Origin of the sequence: Mycobacterium sp. (genome assembly GCF_035603715.1) — a bacterium.
Classification (GTDB): Bacteria; Actinomycetota; Actinomycetes; order Mycobacteriales; family Mycobacteriaceae; genus Mycobacterium.
In genome coordinates, this window is the sequence record NZ_DATNJW010000642.1 from 1 (window position 1) to 2,113 (window position 2,113).

At 67.2% G+C, this 2,113-nt stretch carries 4 protein-coding genes; 2 read left to right on the forward strand and 2 right to left on the reverse strand.

The window, feature by feature from the left end; translation table 11 throughout:
- On the reverse strand, nt 1-147 hold a 147-nt coding region (locus VN856_RS26070), incomplete at its 3' end, for a hypothetical protein (RefSeq protein WP_325694712.1).
- Nucleotides 148-238: 91 nt separating this feature from the next.
- Here VN856_RS26070 and VN856_RS26075 point away from each other — a divergent pair.
- Together VN856_RS26075 and VN856_RS26080 are read left to right on the forward strand one after the other, a co-directional pair.
- Nucleotides 239-859, forward strand: coding sequence for a hypothetical protein (locus VN856_RS26075; RefSeq protein WP_325694706.1), 621 nt, complete (start codon nt 239-241; stop codon nt 857-859).
- Complete coding sequence (locus tag VN856_RS26080; protein WP_325694709.1) at nt 856-1,545, forward strand: hypothetical protein; 690 nt, start codon at nt 856-858, stop codon at nt 1,543-1,545. The genes VN856_RS26075 and VN856_RS26080 overlap by 4 nt, the downstream gene beginning before the upstream one ends.
- 6 nt (nt 1,546-1,551) lie before the next feature.
- On the opposite strand, the gene VN856_RS26085 is transcribed toward VN856_RS26080, so the two are convergent.
- Nucleotides 1,552-1,932 carry a CoA-binding protein gene (locus tag VN856_RS26085; RefSeq protein ID WP_325694710.1) on the reverse strand — a complete coding sequence of 127 codons (381 nt, stop codon included), beginning with the start codon at nt 1,930-1,932 and terminating at the stop codon, nt 1,552-1,554.
- Nucleotides 1,933-2,113: the final 181 nt, after the last annotated feature.

Below are 2,113 nucleotides of genomic sequence, written 5' to 3' on the forward strand. Positions count from 1 at the left end.
GTCGGTGGCACGGTCGGCGGGCATCCGATGGTCCGCCAGCCAGCGGCCGTTGACGTGACCGAACAGGTCGTCTTGAGGGCGGGCACCAGCGTCGACATAGCTCAGGTCGATGCCCGAGCGGATAGCTTCTACCGTCACGCCCACCATTGTTACTTAACCTCCGGGCTCGGTCTGATCGCCGGGGCTCCTCACCATCGCCCTGCGGGCTGTGGACCGTCACCCCGCTAGGCTCACGGCCATGCCCGACGAGGAGCAGCCCGAGTCGACCGACGACCACGCTGATGAGGTGACGCCCGACGAGTCCGATGGCCGGGTCTTCTCGCCCTACGGCGTCGCCTCGGCGGTGCTGGGTGTCCTGTGCGTGGCCGCGGTCGCGCTGGGCGTGGTGATCTGGAACTCCCATCGCAGCGACGTCCAGGAGCGCAGCTACCAGAGCCGGGCGTTGCAGGCCGCGGCCGACTGGACGGGCCTGCTGATCAACATGAACACCGATAACATCAAGGAAAGCCTGCAGCGGTTGCACGACGGGACCGTCGGGCAACTGAACGCCGACTTCGACTCGTCGATTCAGCCCTACCAGCAAGTGGTGGAGCGGTTGCAGTCGCGCAGCCGCGGCGAGGTCGACGCGGTGGCGTTCGAGTCGGTGCACCACGACGTGGACGCACAGCCCGGCCGCCCCGCGCCGGCTGAGCAATTGCCGGCCTCGATCGCCCGTCGCACCGACACGGTGATGGTGGTGGCCACCTCGGTCAGCGAAAACGCCGGCGGCAAGCCGCAAATTGTGCACTGGAACTTGCGGCTGGGGATCTCCGACGTGGACGGCAAGCTGATGATCTCGCGGCTGGAATCGATCCGATGAGGAATGCCTGGCGGGTACTGGCTTTCGACGTCGCGGCACCGCTGGCCGCGATCGCTGCACTGCTGGCGATCGGCGTTGTGCTGGCGTGGCCGGCGTGGTGGGTGTCGCTGTGTTCGGTGCTGGTGCTGCTGATCGTCGAAGGCGTTGCGGTGAATGTCTTTCTACTGCGCCGTGATTCGGTGACACTGGGCACCGACGACGACGCACCCGCGCTGCGGCTTGCCGTTGTGGCGCTGTGCACGGCAGCGTTGGTTGCGGCGGTGCTCACCGGCTACCGGCACTGGACGACGCCGGACCACGACCTGAAGGTCGACACGGCCGAAGTAGTACGCATCGCCACCAGCATGGCCGAGGCGACCGCGACGTTCTCGCCGCAAGAGCCGATGGCCGCCATCGACCGGGCGGTGACCATGATGGTCCCCGAGCAGGGCAACGCATTCAGGGACCAATTCGGCAAGGCCACAGGGGATCTGGCGCACCGCAACGTCACCGCGACCGCGTCGACGATGGCGGCCGGCCTCGAGGCAATCGGACCCAATGCCGCCAGCGTGGCGGTGATCATGCGGGCCACCCAGAACGAGCCGGGCCAACCGGCCGACAACGCGGTTCTGGCGCTGCGCGTGACGTTAACCAAGCAGCAAGGCCACTGGCTGGTGCTCGGTGTATCGCCGCTCAACCCTCGCTGATAAGCCTCAGCGCAGTCGGGCGTGCTCGACCATCAGGCTGGGGGCACCTCCCGCTTGCGGGGGACGGTCCATCACGACCTGCATGCCGGCCGCGTCGGCAGCACGCCCGACAGCCTCATGCCACAGACCCTCTTGCAGCCACAGGGTTTTCGGCCGCTGCTCGAGGGCGAGTATCTCGGCCAGCACTGATGGCAAATCGTCGAATCGCCGGAATACGTCGACCATATCGGGCACCACCGGCAGGTCGGCGAGGCGCGAATACACTTGGGCGCCATCGATTTCGGTGATCGTCGGGTTCACCGGATAGACCTGGAACTGGCCGGTCGACAGCAGATACGAGTAGATCTCGTTGCTGGGCCGAGTCGGTTTGTCCGATGCACCGACCACCGCTATGGAGCGGGTTTCAGCCAGAATCCGCCGCAGAGTCGATCGTCGGGGCGGCCGATCATCTCCTAGCCGCGCGGCGGCCGCGGGCGGGCGCGCTGGGGCGGCTGCTGCGGTTGCGGCTCGTGCGACCGGGCCTTGGCGAAGCGGTCGGACAGCCGGCGCATCCGGATCATCAACGATG